Origin of the sequence: Pseudomonas sp. SWI36, assembly GCF_002948105.1 — a bacterium.
Lineage (GTDB): Bacteria > Pseudomonadota > Gammaproteobacteria > Pseudomonadales > Pseudomonadaceae > Aquipseudomonas > Aquipseudomonas alloputida.
On the sequence record NZ_CP026675.1, the window covers coordinates 880,376 to 898,613 of the forward strand.

Annotated in this window: 18 protein-coding genes and 2 pseudogenes; 8 read left to right on the plus strand and 12 right to left on the minus strand. The window is 61.9% G+C overall.

From position 1 onward, the window contains the following. Positions 1–66: 66 nt before the first annotated feature. Positions 67–195, minus strand: a complete 129-nt coding sequence (locus tag C4Q27_RS29690) for a PA1414 family protein (protein ID WP_009683677.1) — start codon at positions 193–195, stop codon at positions 67–69. Between the two features lie 124 nt (positions 196–319). Then, the gene (locus C4Q27_RS04370; RefSeq protein ID WP_064492106.1) at positions 320–1,213 is read right to left on the minus strand and encodes a LysR family transcriptional regulator; all 894 of its coding nucleotides are present in this window, start codon (positions 1,211–1,213) and stop codon (positions 320–322) included. A 104-nt stretch (positions 1,214–1,317) separates the two neighbouring features. Here C4Q27_RS04370 and C4Q27_RS04375 point away from each other — a divergent pair, with 104 nt between their 5' ends. After that, on the plus strand, positions 1,318–2,490 hold the full coding sequence (locus C4Q27_RS04375) for an MFS transporter (protein ID WP_104886538.1): 1,173 nt from the start codon (positions 1,318–1,320) through the stop codon (positions 2,488–2,490). 18 nt (positions 2,491–2,508) lie between these two features. Here the strand turns inward: C4Q27_RS04375 and C4Q27_RS04380 are convergent, their stop codons facing one another. The 4 genes and pseudogenes from C4Q27_RS04380 to C4Q27_RS04395 form a co-directional block, all read right to left on the minus strand. Continuing rightward, positions 2,509–3,435: a DMT family transporter gene (locus tag C4Q27_RS04380; RefSeq protein ID WP_010955209.1), complete on the minus strand. Its 927-nt coding sequence runs from the start codon at positions 3,433–3,435 to the stop codon at positions 2,509–2,511. A gap of 105 nt (positions 3,436–3,540) precedes the next feature. After that, the gene (locus C4Q27_RS04385) at positions 3,541–3,936 is read right to left on the minus strand and encodes a hypothetical protein (protein ID WP_014590069.1); all 396 of its coding nucleotides are present in this window, start codon (positions 3,934–3,936) and stop codon (positions 3,541–3,543) included. Between the two features lie 76 nt (positions 3,937–4,012). Beyond that, positions 4,013–4,267 (minus strand): BrnA antitoxin family protein, encoded by a 255-nt coding sequence (locus tag C4Q27_RS04390; protein ID WP_104886539.1) that lies wholly within the window; start codon positions 4,265–4,267, stop codon positions 4,013–4,015. Continuing rightward, positions 4,245–4,367 (minus strand): annotated as a pseudogene (locus C4Q27_RS04395) (BrnT family toxin); the annotation flags it as partial. The gene C4Q27_RS04390 and the pseudogene C4Q27_RS04395, both read right to left, overlap by 23 nt. A gap of 230 nt (positions 4,368–4,597) precedes the next feature. Here C4Q27_RS04395 and C4Q27_RS04400 point away from each other — a divergent pair. After that, positions 4,598–4,870, plus strand: a complete 273-nt coding sequence (locus C4Q27_RS04400) for a hypothetical protein (RefSeq protein WP_104886540.1) — start codon at positions 4,598–4,600, stop codon at positions 4,868–4,870. Between the two features lie 71 nt (positions 4,871–4,941). On the opposite strand, the gene C4Q27_RS04405 is transcribed toward C4Q27_RS04400, so the two are convergent. Next, complete coding sequence (locus tag C4Q27_RS04405; protein ID WP_104886541.1) at positions 4,942–6,303, minus strand: DEAD/DEAH box helicase; 1,362 nt, start codon at positions 6,301–6,303, stop codon at positions 4,942–4,944. Between the two features lie 103 nt (positions 6,304–6,406). On the opposite strand from C4Q27_RS04405, the gene C4Q27_RS04410 reads away from it, so the two are divergent. Beyond that, entirely contained in the window at positions 6,407–7,708 is a 1,302-nt protein-coding gene (locus C4Q27_RS04410) for a mechanosensitive ion channel family protein (RefSeq protein ID WP_104886542.1), read from the plus strand. 42 nt (positions 7,709–7,750) lie between these two features. On the opposite strand, the gene C4Q27_RS04415 is transcribed toward C4Q27_RS04410, so the two are convergent. The 3 genes from C4Q27_RS04415 to C4Q27_RS04425 form a co-directional block, all read right to left on the minus strand. Continuing rightward, the gene (locus tag C4Q27_RS04415; RefSeq protein WP_064492102.1) at positions 7,751–8,626 is read right to left on the minus strand and encodes a carboxylate/amino acid/amine transporter; all 876 of its coding nucleotides are present in this window, start codon (positions 8,624–8,626) and stop codon (positions 7,751–7,753) included. A 255-nt stretch (positions 8,627–8,881) separates the two neighbouring features. Beyond that, positions 8,882–9,481, minus strand: coding sequence for an FMN-dependent NADH-azoreductase (locus C4Q27_RS04420; protein WP_003254608.1), 600 nt, complete (start codon positions 9,479–9,481; stop codon positions 8,882–8,884). 111 nt (positions 9,482–9,592) lie between these two features. Then, positions 9,593–9,907, minus strand: a complete 315-nt coding sequence (locus C4Q27_RS04425; RefSeq protein WP_012051530.1) for a hypothetical protein — start codon at positions 9,905–9,907, stop codon at positions 9,593–9,595. A 48-nt stretch (positions 9,908–9,955) separates the two neighbouring features. On the opposite strand from C4Q27_RS04425, the gene C4Q27_RS04430 reads away from it, so the two are divergent. The 4 genes and pseudogenes from C4Q27_RS04430 (at position 9,956) to C4Q27_RS04445 (ending at position 14,150) form a co-directional block, all read left to right on the plus strand. Then, complete coding sequence (locus C4Q27_RS04430) at positions 9,956–10,879, plus strand: LysR family transcriptional regulator (RefSeq protein ID WP_003254610.1); 924 nt, start codon at positions 9,956–9,958, stop codon at positions 10,877–10,879. Positions 10,880–10,892: 13 nt separating this feature from the next. Next, positions 10,893–11,705 carry an alpha/beta fold hydrolase gene (locus tag C4Q27_RS04435; protein WP_020191623.1) on the plus strand — a complete coding sequence of 271 codons (813 nt, stop codon included), beginning with the start codon at positions 10,893–10,895 and terminating at the stop codon, positions 11,703–11,705. Beyond that, positions 11,699–12,256 carry a peptidylprolyl isomerase gene (locus C4Q27_RS04440; protein ID WP_104886543.1) on the plus strand — a complete coding sequence of 186 codons (558 nt, stop codon included), beginning with the start codon at positions 11,699–11,701 and terminating at the stop codon, positions 12,254–12,256. The genes C4Q27_RS04435 and C4Q27_RS04440 overlap by 7 nt, the downstream gene beginning before the upstream one ends. A 62-nt stretch (positions 12,257–12,318) precedes the next feature. Beyond that, positions 12,319–14,150, plus strand: a pseudogene (locus C4Q27_RS04445) (ABC transporter ATP-binding protein). A gap of 124 nt (positions 14,151–14,274) precedes the next feature. On the opposite strand, the gene C4Q27_RS04450 reads toward C4Q27_RS04445, so the two are convergent. Then, on the minus strand, positions 14,275–15,402 hold the full coding sequence (locus C4Q27_RS04450; RefSeq protein WP_104886544.1) for a GNAT family N-acetyltransferase: 1,128 nt from the start codon (positions 15,400–15,402) through the stop codon (positions 14,275–14,277). Between the two features lie 262 nt (positions 15,403–15,664). Here C4Q27_RS04450 and C4Q27_RS04455 point away from each other — a divergent pair, with 262 nt between their 5' ends. Further along, a complete protein-coding gene (locus C4Q27_RS04455) occupies positions 15,665–16,909 on the plus strand; it encodes a putative porin (RefSeq protein WP_020191620.1) in 1,245 nt (414 codons plus the stop codon). Between the two features lie 200 nt (positions 16,910–17,109). Here the strand turns inward: C4Q27_RS04455 and C4Q27_RS04460 are convergent, their stop codons facing one another. Next, on the minus strand, positions 17,110–18,231 hold the full coding sequence (locus tag C4Q27_RS04460) for a beta-ketoacyl-ACP synthase III (protein WP_104886545.1): 1,122 nt from the start codon (positions 18,229–18,231) through the stop codon (positions 17,110–17,112). Positions 18,232–18,238 lie beyond the last annotated feature (7 nt).

The window sequence follows — 18,238 nt, forward strand, 5'->3', positions numbered from 1 at the left end:
AATAGACAATCAGCAGACACAAAAAGGCCGCTGCACCCAATCGGGTGAAGCGGCCTTTGTCGTTAATCAGCGCCGACGCGGTTGACGTTTGCGCTGCTCTTCATCAGTCGGGATCGGCACCGGCTGCAAGGGTGGTGGAATCAGCCCCAAGGCGACAGCCAGGTCATGGAGCCAGTTTGACAGTGGTTTATTCATAATGCCCCCTTGACGGGTCAGCCTCACGGCAAATCAATCCTGCGATGTTTCATACAGATCATAGCCCGATGTCCTGTATTACGCATTCCTCTGTTCCTACAGATAAGGGCGATTTTGACTCGGATCAAGCCGTGGCAGCGCATTCCGACGACTGGTTAATCGTTTCGCTTTGTTGCAGGTCGATCCATGCCTGCAGATTAGCCCCGCGCATACCTTGGCGCCACATCAGCCAGGTGACCGCCTGATCGAAAGGTGCCTGCAGCGGGTGCACCCTCACCCGATCACGCCCAGGCAGGCTGTCGAGCATCGACTGGGCCATCATCGCCACACCCGCACCCGCGATCACACAGGCCAGCATGCTCTGGTACGACTCGATCTCCATCACTCGCCCCATCGGCGTATGGGCATGGGCATACCAGGCCTCCAGGCGCATGCGGTACGAGCAACCCTGGCGGAAGGTGAACACCGCCTTGCCCGCCACGTCCTTGGCTGTGAGTACCGCCGGGTGTTCGGGGCTGGTGATCAGTACCAGTTGCTCATCGCACAGCGGCACGCCATCCAGCCCGGCAAGGCTCGGTGGCCCGTCCACAAGAGCAGCATCCAGGGTGTGGTTCAGCAGCCCTTCAAGCAACTCGCCGCTGGGTGCAGCACGCACTTGCAGGTTCACCTGCGGGTAAGCCTGGTGATAGCGCGCCAGCAACGCTGGCAGGTGGGTCGCCGCCGTGCTGTACATGGTCCCCAGCACGAAGTCCCCAGCCGGCTGACCGCCACGCACGGCGCCCAGCGCTTCGTCGCGCAAGGCGGACATACGGTTGGCATAGTCCAGCAGCACCTTGCCTGCTGGCGACAGTTGCAGGCGCTGACGTTCGCGCAGGAACAGATCGACGCCCAGCTGCTCCTCGAGTTGGCGCAGGCGCGTGGAAAGGTTTGATGGCACCCGGTGCAGGCGCTCTGCGGCGCGGGTAACCGAGCCCTCCTCGGCCACGGCCTGGAAGATACGCAGTTGGCTGAATTCCACGGCATTCTCCAAAACAGAACAACTTGATCATCATTATTCAATTTTATTGAAAAATAAACCGCCCTAACCTGCCATCTATCGCTTACCCGCGCAGGAGACCTGTCATGTCGCCACTCATTCAACTGCTCGCCAGCGCCGTGGCGCTGATGATGGCCATGGGCATCGGCCGTTTCGCCCTCACCCCGCAACTGCCGCAACTGATTGCCGAAGGCCAGTTCGACCTGACAGTCGCCGGGCTGGTCGCGGCGGCCAATTACCTGGGCTATTTCGTGGGCGCGGTGGACGCCATGTTCGCCCGCTCGCCAGGCCAGGTACGGCGGCGCCTGCATGGGGGGCTGTGGCTGTGTGTGCTGCTGACCCTGGCCTCCTGGGCTGCCAATGGCTTCTGGGGGCACCTGCTGCTGCGCTTCGGCACAGGCGTAGCCAGCGCCTGGGTGCTGGTGATGATCACCAGCCTCAGCCAGCAAGTAGCCACTGCGCACAACCGCCAACGCCTGGGAGCGCTGGTATTCGCCGGGCCCGGCCTCGGTATCGCCGTGACCGGGCTACTGGCACTGGTTGCGCATGTGCTGGGGCTTGGCTCGGCAGCCCTGTGGCTGATCTATGCCGTGGCTGCGCTGGTGATGCTGCTGGCCGTGCGGCCGTGGTTGCCACGGGCATTGCAAGCGGCACCGACTCAGTCGCCAGTACGACCAGGCGCGACGCGCAATGTCGGCACTGGCCGCCTGGGGTTGGTGTATGGCCTGTATGGCATGGGCTATATCCTGCCAGCCACCTTTCTGTCACAGATGGCCAATCAGCAGTTTCGCGGGCAGTGGCTGGCGGACCTGTTCTGGCCGGCGTTTGGCCTGGCGGCGGCGCTGGGCGTCTTGCTGGTGAGCGTGCGCCGTGGTGGCCGCACTTCAACCTGGTTGACCGCCACCCTGTGGTTGCAAGGGCTGGGTGTGCTGGCCTGCCTGTTGGGTGGGGGTATCGGGCTGGCGCTGGGTGTTGCGCTGTGTGGCGGGCCGTTCCTGGCCTGCATGCAACTGGTCATGCAACGCTCGCGCGAGTTGGCGCCACAGGCCACACAGCGCAATGCCGGGCTGCTGACCGCATGCTTTGCCTTGGGGCAGTTGAGTGGGCCGCTGCTGGCGGCGCTCAGCAGCCACTACAGCGGTGGGCTGCAACCCGCATTGATGCTGGCGGCGGGCGGGTTGGTGGTGGCTGGCGGGTTGGTCCAGTTGCCGGGTGATGCACAACAAGGAAGCGCCTGTCAGGCCAAGGTTGCATCCTGAGCCGGTACAGGCAACCCATCACCCTACCAACCGCCGCAATTGTTGTTTCACCCAAGGCTCGGCACTGACCAGGATCACACCCAACAACACCATCAACGCCCCCACCACGAAATTCGCACTGAGCGGCTCATCCAGCAGCAAAACGCCAAAGGTTACCCCAAACAATGGGGTAATGAAGGAAAACACCGCGAGGTTCGACGCCAGGTATTTGCGCAGCAACCAGAACCAGGTGAGGTAGCTGATGAACGACACCACAATCCCCTGGAACAATACACTGCCCATCGCCAGCGGCGTCAGCGACACCGCGCCGATCTGCCCGCTGAGCAGGGCGATCAGCAACAGCCCGGCAAAACCGACCGCCAGCTGATAGAACAGGGTCAAGGTCGCTGGCGCCTCCGACAACCGCGAGCAGCGCACCACCACCGTGGTCGCGCCCCAGGCCAGCCCGGCGATCACGCCAAAGGCATCACCCAGCAAGGTGCGGCCGTCCATGTGCTCGAACGAAGAGCCACCGGCAAAGGCCATGGCAATGCCGCCGAAGGCCAGCAGAATGCCCAGCCACTGCAGCAGCCGCAAGCGTTCACTGGGTAGCCGAAAATGCAGGCCCAAGGCGGTAAATACCGGCGCGGTATAGAGGAATACCGACATGTGCGCCGCCGAGGTCAGTTTCAGCCCTTCGGCAATGAACAGAAACTCCACCCCGAACAGCCCGCCCGCCACCAGCCCTGCGCGCCAGGTGCTGCCGACCTGCTCCCAGCCACCCCTCCAGCACAGCATCAGCCCTACCAGCACAGCGGCAATGCCATTGCGCAGCGCTGCCTGCATCACCGGCGCGATGTCGACGGCAGCGGTCTTGATCAGTACCTGCTGGCAGCCCCAGATCAGGCAAAGGCCCAGCATTACCTGGAAGGCAAAGGCGTCAGGGTTCTTGCGGACCGCGCTCATAAGCGGGCCTCTGGGGTGATCGTAGGCATGGGCAAGGCTCGGCAGCGTTCAGAAGCTACCGATTATCGGGTTTCGAACGCTGCACTTGCCAGCCTTAAAACGACCTCAAGCAATCTGTGCCTTCGCAGATACCCGTTCGAACGTCGTTTCGTCCAGCGCATCCTCCTGCTCATCCAGCACCTGGCGCGGGTGCTCGAAGCCGGGGATGCTGCTGTCGATCAGGCTCATCAAGCGCGAGCCGCGTTCGGTCAGGACGAAGTTTTCGCCATTGCCGCCGTCCTCTTCAGGTCGGCATTCAATGAATCCGCGCTCAAATAGCAGCTTTTCATACTCGCATGCACGGGTTTTCAGGTGATCCACGTCACCCACCGGCTCACCCTTGGCGGCCAGTGCAGCAGCATGCTGCTCGGCATAGGGGCGGGGCGTGAAGCTGTGACCGGCGCCGTTCTGCACTTCGTGCAGCAAGCGTTCGATCAGGTCCCAGTCGTAGGCGATGCTCATGGCTACGGGCTCCTGCTGTGGACGAAAGGGGTACACAGGTTGGGACCTGCCAAGGTTGCCAAGCGTTCCGAAGCGCTTAGCGCTGGCGTTGTTGCGCTTGCATGTACTGGCGCAGCAACTGATTGATGCGGGTCTGGTAGCCGCTGCCCTGCTCCTTGAACCAGGCGAGGACATCTGAGTCCAGTCGAATGGTCACCGTCTGCTTGGCGGGAACGCGCAGCTCGGCCTGGCGGAAAAAGTCCTGGTCCAGTTCAGGGATATCTGATGTATCGATATCCTTGTCGTCCTGTCGGGCCAGGCGGCTCCAGTCAGTTTTCGATGATTTGGTCATAGTACCTGGCCTCCCGTTTGGTGGCTTTTCTTGCAGAAATGATGCGTATCACCTCACCCCGCCTCTCCGTGTACACGACGACACCTATCAGCGCCTTTAGTCATTCAAAGAACATGGGACGACCTGTATTTACAGCTGTACATACAACACCCCCTCTTTTCTTTCGAGACTAGAGCGACGTAGCGTGCTGCTCAACAGCGCTGGAGGGACACGGGAACGTTTCAGAAACGGACTACCACCACCAAAGAAATCTTCCATCGGTCGCAAGCCCTGAACTTCCCTGCACCCACAGCCCTCCACCGGGCATCACCACCGCCGGAGGTTGGAAGGATGAAACCGCTACTGCTCATAGCCTGTGCCACTGCCCTGCTCTGCGCCCTGCCCGCTTGGGCATGCACACCTGAAGAAGCAACGCAGAAACGTGAGGAGCTGGCCGGGCTGGTTACTCAGTTGACTGAGCAGAACCCGCAAAAGGCCAAGGAGATCAATGATGAGCTTCAGGGGATGGATCTGGGGACGGCGAGCAAGGACTTGCCCGACAAGTGTCAGCTGATCGACCAGCGGATCAAGGAGTTGAAACAGGCAGAGAAAAAAGCGGAGTGATCGTTCGTCGCCTGCGCACGCCCTTCGCAGATGCGAACTTGCGTCGCTTCTGCAAAGGGCCTGCGTGAGTCTTATTCAGCAGCAGGCTTGCGCTTCTTCAGCGGTGCCAGGCCGTCAGCACTGGCCAGAGGCGCGTTGGCCTTCGGCTTGGCAGTAGGCTTGCGCTTGGCTGCGGCTTTCTTGTCGCCAGTCTTCTTCTCGACCTTTTTCTTCTTGCTACCGGCCGCCTTGCCCGAGGCCTTGACCTTCTTAGGCCCGTTGTAGGTGCCCTTCACTTCCTTGATGACCCGGCGCTCGAACTGCTGCTTGAGGTAGCGCTCGATGCTCGACATCAGGTTCCAGTCGTTGTGGGTGATCAGCGAGATCGCCAGGCCTTCGCCACCAGCACGGCCGGTACGGCCCACACGGTGGACGTACTCGTCACCGCTGCGTGGCATGTCGAAGTTGATCACCAGGTCCAGGCCGTCGATATCCAGGCCACGGGCTGCCACGTCGGTCGCTACCAGCACTTTGGAGCTGCCCTGCTTGAAGCGCTCGATGGCCAGCTTGCGGTCCTTCTGGTCCTTTTCGCCATGCAGCACGAAAGCCTTCACGTCCTTGGCCACCAGGTGACCATAGATACGGTCGGCCATGGCGCGGGTGTTGGTGAAGATGATCGCCTTGTCGAAGGTTTCGTTGGCCAGCAACCACTGCGCGATCTGCTCTTTATGCTGGTCGTGGTCGGCGGTGATGATCTGCTGGCGGGTGCCTTCAGCCAGTTGCGAGACACTGTTGAGCATCAGGTGTTCAGGGTCTTTCAGCACCTTGCCGATGATGTCACGCAGGGCCGCGCCACCGGTGGTAGCCGAGAACAGCAAGGTCTGCTTGCGGTTTTCGCACTCTTTGCACAGGCGCTCCATGTCTTCGGCAAAGCCCATGTCGAGCATGCGGTCGGCTTCGTCCAGGATCAGGACCTGCACGTGGGACAGGTCGAGGTTGCCGGCATTGAGCTGCTCGAGCAGGCGACCCGGGGTGCCGATCAGCACGTCAGGCACCTTGCGCAGCATGGCGGCCTGTTCCTTGAAGTCTTCGCCGCCAGTCACCAGGCCCGACTTGATGTAGGTGAACTGCGAGAACAGCTGCACCTGCTTGAGGGTTTGCTGGGCCAGTTCACGGGTCGGCAGCAGGATCAACGCGCGAATCTCGACACGCGGACCGCTGAGGTCGACCAGACGGTTGAGCAGTGGCAGTACGAAGGCCGCCGTCTTGCCGCTGCCGGTCTGCGCAGTCACACGCAGATCCCGCCCTTGCAGGGCCAGGGGGATGGCCGCGGCCTGCACCGGGGTTGGCTCGACAAATTTAAGCTCGGCCACGGCTTTAAGCAGGCGTTCATGCAGGGCGAATTGGGAGAACACGGAGGTAACCTCAGACAAGTGCGGGAAATTCAGTTGCATAGGGTAACGTTTTCTGCAGCCTTAGCCGAATTTCTTTTGGCAACTTTGTCGCTATCCGCGCTCTAATACGGCTTCGTTTCGCAACAAGACTGTACGCAAGCCCATGGATATCCAACGAATCTGGCGTGACTCCCTCGACCTGTGGGGCACCCTCGACCAACATCCCATGCTGCACGCCGCCATCGGTCTGGCAGTACTGCTGCTCATCTCCCTGGCAGTCGGCCGCCTGGCGCGCTTCCTGATACTGCACGGCGCGCGCCTGCTGGCCCGCCAGCCTGCGCTGAAGTGGCTGGACGACCTGCGCCACAACAAGGTGTTCCACCGCCTGGCGCAAACAACCCCGTCCCTGGTGCTGCAATTCGGCCTGAAGCTGGTGCCTGAGCTGTCCGACACCGCCCAGCACTTCCTCGGCAATGTCGCCCTGGCCTTCACCCTGCTGTTCATGACCATGGCGCTGTCATGCCTGCTGGATGCCCTGCTCGACATCTATGCCCGCACCGAACATGCCCGCACCCGCTCGATCAAGGGCTACGTGCAACTGGCCAAGATGATGCTGTGGATCTTCGCCTCGATCGTCATCGTCGCTACCCTGATCGACCGCTCGCCGCTGTTGCTGCTGTCCGGCCTGGGTGCGATGTCGGCGGTGCTGCTGTTGGTGTACAAGGACACCCTGCTGTCGTTCGTCGCCAGCGTGCAGTTGACCAGCAACGACATGCTGCATGTGGGTGACTGGATCGAAATGCCGCAGGTAGGCGCCGACGGCGACGTGGTGGACATCACCTTGCACACGGTGAAAGTGCAGAACTTCGACAAGACCATCGTCTCCATCCCCACCTGGCGCCTGATGAGCGAGTCATTCCGCAATTACCGCGGCATGCAGCAGTCCGGTGGCCGGCGCATCAAGCGCAGCCTGTTCATCGACGCCGCCGGCGTGCGCTTCCTCACCCGCGAAGAAGAACAGCGCCTGAGCCAGGTGCAGCTACTGAGTGACTACCTGGCGGGCAAGCGCCAGGAACTGCAAAACTGGAACGAGGCGCTGGGGCCGGTGGCGGACCTGTCAGCCAACCGCCGCAAGCTGACCAACATCGGCACCTTCCGCGCGTTCGCCCTGGCCTATTTGAAGAACCACCCCAATATTCATCCGAACATGACCTGCATGGTGCGGCAGATGCAGACCACCGCCGAAGGCGTACCGCTGGAAATCTACTGCTTCACCACCACCACGGTGTGGGCGGATTACGAGCGCATCCAGGGGGATATCTTCGACTATCTGCTGGCGGTATTGCCGGAGTTCGGCTTGAGCCTGTATCAGCAGCCGAGTGGCAATGATATGCGCGTGGGGTTGGCCGGGCGTACGGCGGCAGAACCGATGCCGCGTCGCCTTGAAGAAATGAACGAGGCCTGAGATTGCTGGGGCTGCCTTGCAGCCCCCGGATCAAAGGGCGCGTCAGGCCTTGCCGGCCAGCGGTGCTTGCGCGCGACCACCCAGGCGGCTCAGCCACACCGACGCCAGGATGATCCCCCCGCCGATGAATAGCCGCCCTAGCGGCTCGTGCTGGTTCCAGATCAACAGGTTCAGCAGCAGCCCTACCGGCACATGCAGGTTGTTCATCACCGCCAGCGTACCGCCAGAAACCAGGCATGCACCTTTGTTCCACCAGTACAGCCCCAGCGCCGTCGGACACAGCCCCAGGAACAACAGCACCAGCCATTGCACATCAGTGCTCGGCAGGTGCTGAGTGTTGCCGAACAGCAGGAAGGCCGGAAGCACCACCAGCAACGCGCCGAGGTAAAAGTACCCAAAGCGCGCGTAGTGTGGCAGGTCGCTGGGATGGCGAGCGACCAGGTGACGGTACAGCACCTGGCCAGCGGCGTAGGTAAAGTTAGCCAGTTGCAGCAGCAGGAAGCCGATGAAGAACTCGCCGCTGATGCTGTCGAAGCGGATTACGGCAGCACCGGCCACGGCGACCAGCGCGGCCACTAGCGCCCAAGCGTTGAAGCGCCGGTTCAGGGCATCTTCGATCAAGGTCACATGTAGCGGCGTGAGGATCGTGAACAGCAGCACCTCCGGTACGGTAAGCACGCGGAAACTCAGGTACAGGCAGACGTAGGTGATGCCGTACTGCAACGCGCCGATCAGCAGCATCCAGCGCATGAAGCGTGGCTCGACCTGGCGCCAGCGGGTCAGCGGCAGGAACACCAGGCCGGCCAGCAGCACCCTGGCGAGCACTGCGAAATAGCTGTCGACGTGCCCGGCCAGGTACTCGCCGATCAAGCTGAAGGAAAACGCCTGGATCAGCGCGACGATTATCAGGTAGCCCATGGTTGCCTCTCGTGAATCAAGGCCGCGACCTTAGCGGGTTGCGGCGAATGAGTTCAACCATGAGGAATGTAGGGGCTGTACCGGCCTCTTCGCGGGCACGCCCGCTCCCACAGGGACCTGCATATCTTCCGGCGAGCGAAGAGGCCGGCACTGGCGACCTGAAAACCCCAGGCATAAAAAAGCCCGGCCATACAAGCCGGGCAGGTACACCCAAAGGAGCAAAAACAGGTGTCAGGGTTGGGAATTCGTGATGCCTCAGGCCACCGCCGCCAGCTTGGCCTTGGCCTGGTTGACGCCCTTCTCGTGGAACTCGCCGCTCATGTTCAGGCCTTCGGCATGGATGAAGTCGACATCGTGGATGCCGATGAAAGCCATCACCTGGCGCAGGTACGGTTCCTGGTGGTCACTGCTGGCACCCGCATGGATGCCGCCGCGGGCAGTCAGGACGATGGCGCGCTTGCCGGTCAGCAGGCCTTGCGGGCCGGTCGGGGTGTATTTGAAGGTGATGCCGGCACGCAGCACATGGTCCAGCCAGGCCTTCAGGGTGCTGGGGATCGTGAAGTTGTACATGGGCGCAGCCATCACCAGCACGTCGGCAGCCAACAACTCATCCGTCAGTTCGTTGGAACGGGCCAGGGCCTCCAGTTCGGCGGCGCTGCGCTGTTCTTCGGGTTTCATCCAGCCGCCCAGCAGGTTCGCGTCCAGGTGGGGAACCGGGCTTACTGCCAGGTCGCGCACAGTGATCTGATCGGCCGGGTGAGCGGCCTGCCATTGCTGAATGAAGTCCTTGGTCAGCTGACGGGAAACGGAATCCTGCTGGCGGGCGCTGCTTTCGATGATCAGTACGCGGGACATGGGGGGTGCCTCCATCGGCAAAAAAGGGTGCGATTCGATGGAGGTGAGATTAAGGCTTGACCTATCGATAAAAAAGCGTAAAAAGTGGGTCCAATCTATCGATTAATCAGTTTATTCCGCGCTGCAGTTCAAGGCGATCCGTAGTTTGATGATTTGCCGATTGAATTTGGCGGTGACATCGACGCTTTTACCCGCCGGTACGTTCACCCGGCGCACCCGTGGTGCCTCTGGGCCATTGCGGAAGGTCACCTTGCACGCCGCCGGGACCTGCCCATAGTTGTTGAGGGTGATGGCGCCAATGTCATAGGCCGTGTCATAGGCGGTGTAGTCGAGCTTGACCCCGGTCAGCTCCTTCTCCACATCGATGGGATAAGCCATGGCCCCGAGGGGCAGGCACATCAGTATTGCCGCACAACATTTCTTCATGGGCCGCTCTCCTTGAAAGAGCGCAGCTTAGGACAACAGGAGCGAAAGATGAAAGCGCCGCGCGTAACCCTTGACCAGTGGCGAACCCTGCAAGCAGTGGTCGATCACGGCGGGTTTGCCCAGGCCGCCGAGGCCTTGCACCGCTCGCAGTCATCGGTCAGCTACACCGTGGCCCGCATGCAGGAGCAGCTGGGCGTCCCGCTGTTGCGCATCGATGGCCGCAAGGCGGTGCTGACCGAGGCCGGCAATGTGCTGCTGCGCCGCTCGCGCCACCTGGTCAAGCAGGCCAGCCAGCTCGAAGACCTGGCCCACCACATGGAACAGGGCTGGGAAGCCGAGGTGCGCCTGGTGGTCGATGCCGCCTACCCCAGCGCCCGCCTGGTACGCGCGCTGGCTGCGTTCATGCCACAAAGCCGCGGCTGCCGGGTGCGCCTGCGTGAAGAAGTGCTGTCTGGCGTGGAGGAAGTGATGCACGAAGGCATCGCCGACCTGGCCATCAGCAGCTACAGCATCGGCGGCTACCTGGGCGCCGAATTGAGCGCAGTGGAGTTCATCGCCGTCGCCCACCCCGAGCACAGCCTGCACCGCCTGGGACGCGAACTGACCTTCCAGGACCTGGAAAGCCAGCTGCAGGTGGTGATCCGCGACTCTGGCCGCGCCCAACCGCGCGACGTCGGCTGGCTGGGCGCCGAGCAGCGCTGGACCGTCGGCAGCCTGGGCACCGCCGCCACCTTCGTCAGCAGCGGCCTGGGTTTTGCCTGGCTGCCCCGTCACATGATCGAGCGCGAACTGCGCGAAGGCGTGCTCAAGCCATTGCCGCTGGATCAGGGTGGCAGCCGCCACCCACTGTTCTACCTTTATTCGAGCAAAGAGAAGACCCTGGGCCCGGCCACGCAGATTCTCATCGACCTGCTGCGCAATTTCGACACCGCGCCACTGGACGTGCCCTTCGCAGCCCCCCCACAAGCCTGAGAGGACCGCGCCCATGGCCTATTTCGAACACGAAGGATGCACGCTGCATTACGAGGAATATGGCCAGGGCGAACCCTTGGTGCTGCTGCACGGCCTGGGCTCCAGCTGCCAGGACTGGGAGTTGCAGGTGCCGGTGCTCAGCGGCCACTACCGGGTGATACTCATGGACATCCGCGGCCACGGTCGCTCCGACAAACCCGCTGACGGTTACCAGATCGCCACCTTCAGTGCCGACCTGCTGGCCCTGCTCGAGCACTTGCACACAGGGCCGGTGCACTTCGTCGGCCTGTCCATGGGCGGCATGGTCGGCTTCCAGTTTGCCGTCGACCACCCGCAATGGTTGCGCAGCCTGTGCATCGTCAACAGCGCCCCCGAGGTCAAGCGCCGCACCCGCAGTGACTGGCTATGGTGGTTCAAGCGCTGGAGCCTGGCGCGCGTGCTCAGTGTCGAAACCGTCGGCAAGGGGCTGGCCGAACGGCTGTTCCCCAAACCACAACAAGCAGACCTGCGGCAGAAGATGGCCCAGCGCTGGGCGCGCAACGACAAACGCGCCTACCTGAAAAGCTTCGACGCCATCGTCGACTGGGGCGTGCAGGAACGCATCGGGCAGATTCACTGTCCTACCCTGGTGATCGCCGCCGACCACGATTACACGCCGATACAACTCAAAGAGCGCTACGTCGCCCTCATACCCAACGCCAGGCTGGTCGTCGTCGACGATTCCCGGCACGCTACACCCCTCGATCAACCCGAGGTCTTCAACCAGACCCTGCTGCAGTTCCTCGCAGCCGCTTCCACCTCTCAAGGATCTTTGAGCCCATGCTGAAAAAACTTCTGCTCACCGCCTGCTCGGTCGCCTTCGCCACCAGTGTCATGGCTTCCGACAAGACCCCGCACGTCCTGCTGGACACCAGCTTCGGCCAGGTCGAAATCGAGCTGAACGCCGAGAAGGCACCGCTCAGTACCAAGAACTTCCTGCAGTACGTGGACAGCGGCTTCTACAACAACACCATCTTCCACCGCGTGATCCCGGGGTTCATGGTCCAGGGCGGCGGTTTCACTGACCAGATGGTGCAAAAAGAAACCCAGGCCCCGATCAAGAACGAGGCCAACAACGGCCTGCAGAACACCCGCGGCACCCTGTCGATGGCACGCACGTCCAACCCGAACTCGGCCACCAGCCAGTTCTTCATCAACGTCGCCGACAACGACTTCCTCAACCCAGGTCGCGACGCCGGTTATGCCGTGTTCGGCAAAGTGACCAAAGGCATGGAAGTGGTCGATCAGATCGTCAACTCGCCGACCACCATCAAAAAAGGCATGCGCGACGTACCGGCCGATCCGGTCTATATCAAGTCCGCCAAACGTATCGACTGACTGCAGGCTTCACAGGGATGTGAAACCGCCTGAGGGTCGGACGAACAGGAGTGTTGTCGCCCATGCTGTACCGCCGTTTCGAAAGACTGATCGATATTTTCCGCGAGGCACCGAGCGAAGCCCCCCGAGCACGGTGTGGCCGTTCTACCTGTATTACCTGCGCCAGGTGTGGCCCAGCTTCGTGGCCCTGCTGGTGGTCGGCCTGGTCGCCTCGCTGATCGAGGTGGCGATGTTCAGCTACCTCAGCCGCATCATCGACCTGGCCCAGGGTACGCCCAATGCCAACTTCTTCAGCCAGCACAGCGGCGAGCTGATCTGGATGCTGGTTGTGATTCTGCTGCTGCGGCCTTTGTTCTTCGGCCTGCACGACCTGCTGGTGCACCAGACCATCAACCCCGGCATGACCAGCCTGATCCGCTGGCAAAACCATACCTATGTGCTCAAGCAGAGCCTGAACTTCTTTCAGAGCGACTTCGCCGGGCGTATTGCCCAGCGCATCATGCAGACCGGCAACTCGCTGCGCGATTCCGCCGTGCAGGCGGTGGACGCGCTTTGGCATGTGCTGATCTACGCCATCACCTCGCTGGTGCTGTTCGCCGAGGCCGACTGGCGCCTGATGCTGCCGCTGCTGGCGTGGATCGTCAGCTACATTGCCGCGCTGTTCTACTTCGTGCCACGGGTCAAGGAGCGCTCGGTGGTGTCTTCGGACGCACGTTCCAAGCTGATGGGGCGTATCGTCGATGGCTACACCAACATCGCGACGCTGAAGCTGTTCGCCCATACCGACTACGAACAGCAGTATGCGCGTGAGGCAATCCGCGAGCAGACCGAGAAAACCCAGCTGGCCTCCCGGGTGATCACCAGCATGGACGTGGTCATCACCACCCTCAATGGCCTGCTGGTGGTCGCCACCACCGGCCTTGCCCTGTGGCTGTGGAGCCAATCGCTGATCACCGTGGGTGCCATCGCCCTGGCCACTGGCCTGGTGATCCGCATCGTCAACATGTCGGGCTGGATCATGTGGGTGGTCAACGGCATCTTCGAGAACATCGGCATGGTGCAGGACGGCCTGCAGACCATCGCCCAGCCGGTCACCGTCACCGACCTGCCCAATGCGCCGGCCCTGAAGGTCAGCCGCGGCGCGGTGCGTTTCGATGACGTCGACTTCCATTACGGCAAGGCCACCAATGTCATAGAAGGGCTCAACCTGGACATCCGCCCGGGCGAGAAAATCGGTTTGATCGGCCCGTCCGGGGCAGGCAAGTCGACTCTGGTCAATCTGCTGTTGCGCCTGTACGACGTGCAGGGTGGGCGCATCCTCATCGACGGCCAGGACATTGCCAAGGTGAGCCAGGCCAGCCTGCGTGCACAGATCGGCATGATCACCCAGGATACCTCGCTGCTGCACCGTTCGATTCGCGAAAACCTGCTGTACGGCCGCCCCGGTGCCAGCGATGCAGAACTGCATGAAGCTGTGCGCCGCGCGCGGGCTGACGAGTTCATCCCACAGCTTTCGGATGCCCAGGGCCGCACCGGTTTCGATGCCCATGTGGGCGAACGCGGGGTCAAGTTGTCGGGCGGTCAGCGTCAGCGTATCGCCATTGCCCGGGTCCTGTTGAAGAATGCGCCGATCCTGATCATGGACGAGGCCACCTCGGCGCTGGATTCGGAAGTGGAAGCGGCGATCCAGGAAAGCCTGGAGACGCTGATGCAGGGCAAGACGGTAATCGCCATCGCCCACCGGCTTTCCACCATTGCCCGTATGGACCGGCTGGTGGTGCTGGACAAGGGACGAATTGTCGAGAGTGGCAGCCATAGTGAGTTGCTGGAGCAGCAAGGGCTATATGCCCGGTTGTGGCACCACCAGACCGGGGGCTTTGTCGGGGTCGATTGACGCTTGCACCGGCCTCTTCGCGGGCTTGCCCGCTCCCACAGGATCGCCACAGGCCTCAGAACTGTGCAATACCTGTGGGAGCGGGCAAGCCCGCGAAAAGGCCGGCACAGGCAACACAAAACGCTCAGTCCCGGCGGTAGGGCAACATCCCCCGCGCCTCCTCGGCATACCCCTTGACCCCTTCCCGTTCCTGCAGCAGAAAATCCTCCACCGCCCGCCGCAACCCCGGGTGCAGCAGGTAATGCCACGACCGCGTCAACACCGGCTCGAACCCGCGTATCAACTTGTGCTCCCCCTGTGCCCCGGCATCGAAACGCTGGTAACCCTCGGCAATGGCAAAGTCCATGCCCTGGTAGAAACACGTCTCGAAATGCAGCCGATCGAACTCATCCAGGCAGCCCCAATAGCGGCCAAACAGGCTGTCGCCACCCACCAGGCTCAAGGCCATGGCCACATCACGCCCAGCCTGGCGGGCCATCACCACGCGCACCGCCTCGGGCATGCGCTCGGCCAGCAGACTGAAAAATTCGCGCGTCAGGTAGGGGGCACGACGGCGCACCGCATAGGTGTTGGCATAGCACAGAAAGACGAAATCCCACTGTGCCTCGTCCAGTTCATCACCGCGGTACCAGCGGAAGTCGATACCCTGCCCCGCCACCTGCTCACGCTCCTTGCGCATCTGCTTGCGCTTGCGCGAGCTGAGGCTGTCGAGAAAGTCCTGGAAGTCGCGATACCCCCGGTTTTGCCAGTGAAACTGGCAACCCAGGCGCTCCATCCACCCAGGCAGGCCCGCCAACTGGGCGTCCAGCGCCGGGTCGGTGAAATTGATGTGCGCTCCGGAAAGCCCACCCTTGCCCAGATACTCCGGCAGGGCCTGCAGCATCAACAAACCGTCAGCCGGATCGGCCGCTAGCAGCCGTGGGCCGCTGACCGGGCTGAACGGCACAGCGCCAAGCAGTTTTGGGTAGTAGGCGATACCGGCCCGCTCACAAGCATCGGCCCAACCATGATCGAACACATACTCGCCAAACGAGTGCCACTTGCGGTACGCGGGCAACAGCGCCCGTACCTGTCCGTCACGCTCCAGCACCAGGTGCTCGGCGGCCCAGCCAGTGTTGCGCGCCACGCTGCCGCTGTCCTCCATTGCACTGAGAAAAGCATGGCGCAGGAAGGGTTGGCCGGCTGGCACAAGGGCATCCCAGGTGGCCGTCGGCAGATCACGCAGGTGGGCAAGGCTGTACAGGCTGGTCACGTTTTCGGCTCGCTGTCTGAAGACCGTCAGTATCCCCAAGGAAGGCCCGTCGCTCAAATGACGAACGCCGGGTGGGTCCTTTAATACTCAATTACTTAACAACAGTGCCACTAATCAGACATTAATCTGTCATTGGCCCCCGCAATACTTGCGCCTGTTTTCCGGAACCCTAGAACCTGTCTATTCAGGCCCTTTCCGAAGACATGCCAACGCAGGGGCAGGCGCTTGAGCCTCCCCCATTTTTTTCAGTAGGGAGAACCTTATGCGTCTTGTTTCCACACTTACCGGAGTAAGCCTCACCGGCATGATGCTGGCCCTGAGTGCCCCGGCCAGTGCTGCTGTCGACGCCAAGCTGCTCGAAATGCTCCGCGCCAATGGCTCGATCAACCAGGCGCAGTACAACGAACTGCAGGGCGACCTGGCAAAAGAAACCAAGGAAAAGGCCGACCAGAAAGCTCAGTCCGAACGCATGAGCTCCTTTGAACAAAAAGTGGCATGGGCCGCCAAGACCCAGATCAAGGGTGACGTGCGCCTGCGTTACGAAGACGTCAACGTCGACGATCCGAACAGCAGCAGCGGCAACCAGGACCGCCAGCGAGTACGTGCCCGTGTCGGCTTCTACAGCGAGATCAACCCGCAGGTCGACGCTGGGGTTCGTATCGCCACTGGCAGCAGCGCTGACCGACGTTCGACCAACCAGAGCTTCGACAACTACTTCGACAAGAAGTCGCTGTGGGTCGACCTGGCCTACCTCGACTGGCATCCGACTGCAGTGCCTAACCTGCACCTGATTGGCGGCAAGATGCAACAGCCTTGGGTGAGCATGGGCGACATCATCTGGGATAGCGACATCAACCCGGAAGGTGTGGCGGCCACTTACAAGGCTGACCTGGGCGGGGCCGAAGTCTTTGCCAGCGCCGGTCAGTACACCCTGAAGGACAACGTCGATGGCGACGGCGTCCAGTACAAGCACGATGCACAGGTCTACCACGGCCAGTTGGGCGCCAAGTTCGCGCCGGCCGACGTGCTCAAGCTCACCGTGGGTGCCAGCATCTATGGTTACGACAACGACAAGGAAGCCGCCATCCTGCAGTCGTTCGGCAACACCACCAACGAGTTCAATCTGGTGGAAGGCTTTGGCCAGATCGACTTCACTGGCTTGGCCATTCCGTTGTCGGCCTATGGCCAGTACGTGAAGAACACCGACAGCACCGACGGCGAAGATCAGGCCTGGCTGGCTGGCCTGAAAACCAAAATGGGTGCCTGGAGCCTGGACTACAACTACCGCGATGTGCAGCGTAACGCGGTGGTCAGCCTGTTCACCGATTCGGACTTCGGCAACGGCTACACCGGTTCGCGTGGTCACAAGTTCAAGGTCGGTTACGAAATTGACAAGAACTTCTCCCTGGGTGCTGCCTACCTGATGGCCAAGACCGACCTGTCGCAGCTGCCGAACAGCGATGCTGACGTCGACACCCTGCAGGTAGATCTGGAAGCCAAGTTCTAAGCGACACCCTGCTCTGCTTCACCTGAAGCGGGAAACGCCGACCCCATCCGGCGTTTCCCGCTTCTTTTTGCCTGTGTGAAATGCGCCGGCCCCTTCGCGGGCTTGCCCGCTCCCACAGAATCACCACAGACCTTGAGAACTGTGCTGTACCTGTGGGAGCGGGCAAGCCCGCGAAGAGGCCGTAACAGGCGCCTGATGAATCAGCGCTTGCGCAGAATCACACTACCAATCGAATACCCCGCACCAAACGAGCTCAACACGCCCAACGAGCCCTTGGCCAGGTCATCCTGGTACAGGTGGAAGGCAATCACCGACCCCGCCGAGCTGGTATTGGCGTAACGGTCCAGAATCACCGGTGCCTCTTCCACGGCCACTTCACGCCCCAACAGCTTCTTGACGATCAGCTGGTTCATGCTGAGGTTGGCCTGGTGCAGCCAGAAGCGCTTCACGTCGCCCGGTTGCAGCCCATTCTCCTGCAGATGCTCACCGATCAGCTCGGCCACCTTCGGGCACACCTCGCGGAACACCTTGCGGCCTTCCTGGATGAACAGCTTGTCCGCAGCGCCTTCGCCCTCTTCCGCCGCACGGTTGAGGAAGCCGAAGTTGTTGCGGATGTTGTTGGAGAACTCAGTCCAGAGCTTGCTGCTCACGATGTCGAACTGGTGCGCCGAAGTGGCCTGGTCGGCACGCTCCAGCAACACGGCGGTGGCGGCATCGCCAAAAATGAAATGGCTGTCGCGGTCACGGAAGTTGAGGTGGCCGGTGCACACTTCGGGGTTGACCATCAGCACCGCCCGCGCCTGGCCCAGCGCTACGCTGTTGGCGGCGGTCTGGATACCGAAGGTGGCCGACGAGCAGGCCACGTTCATGTCGAAGGCAAAGCCCTGGACACCCAGTGCCTGTTGCACTTCGATGGCGATCGCCGGGTAAGGGCGCTGCAAGTTGGAGCAGGCGACGATCACCCCGTCGACATCGGCCGCCGTTCGGCCTGCGCGCTCCAGGGCCTGGCGGGCAGCGGCCACGGCCATTTCACACAGCACCGACGGTTCATCGTTGCTGCGCTCGGGCAGGCGCGGCTTCATGCGCTGCGGGTCGAGGATACCGGCCTTGTCCATGACAAAGCGGCTCTTGATGCCCGAGGCCTTTTCGATAAACGCCGCGTCAGAGAGCGGCGCCGCCTCGACTTCACCGCGCTCGATGGCGGCAGCGTTGTCCTGGTTGAACTGCTGCGACCAGGCATTGAAGGAAGCCACCAGCTCTTCGTTGGAAATGCTCTGGGCCGGGGTGTACAGGCCGGTGCCGCTGATCACGACGTTATGCACGGTCGTT